Here is a 623-nt window from a genome sequence, read left to right on the forward strand (position 1 = left end):
GCCACCGCGAGCGCCTGGCCGGCGGGCGTCCAGCCCAGCGCCGGGGCGATGTCCCGCGCCAGCTGCTCCAGACGGCGCAGCACCTGGGCCTGGGTTGAGCTTTCGGACTGCACCACGGCGATGAAGTAGTCCGCGTAGGGCAGCAGTGAGGGGTCGTTGCGCACGCTGGTCAGCACCTCTTCGGGATGGCCGTGGTGAACGTTGAGCAGGCGCAGGTGGCTTTCCAGGTCGGCGGCCTCGTCGATCAGGCCCTCGCGGATCAGCCGCGGCACGTGCAGTTCGATGTCCGGTGCGAGTTCCGCGCGGGACTGGTTCTTGTCCTCGGCCGGGAACACCGCGCGGACCACGCCGATGCGCGGGCGGCGCGTTTCCTCCCGCCAGGCGCCCAGGTAGGCGTCGGCCAGGGGCTTCTGCACCGTCAGCGGGTCGTGGGTGGCGGTGCCCAGCAACAGGCCGTTGCCCTGCTCGGCAGCATACACCGCGCCGGATTCGCTGCCGTGGGAATGCCAGAGCCGCTCGCGCAGCGCGGCCGCCGGCGGATGCAGGCGCAGTTGCGCCTCACCCGCCAGCGCTGCCCGTAGCGTCCGAAAGCGCTGAACATGTCCAGTCTCTTATTAAAATAT

The 623-nt window shown here is 70.0% G+C and carries 1 pseudogene; it reads right to left on the bottom strand.

The features are described 5' to 3' along the window. Positions 1–479, bottom strand: a pseudogene (locus tag ACCC94_RS29945) (LLM class flavin-dependent oxidoreductase); the annotation flags it as partial. Positions 480–623: the final 144 nt, after the last annotated feature.

This window comes from Pseudomonas sp. Pseusp97 (assembly GCF_047304025.1).
Taxonomy (GTDB): Bacteria; Pseudomonadota; Gammaproteobacteria; order Pseudomonadales; family Pseudomonadaceae; genus Pseudomonas.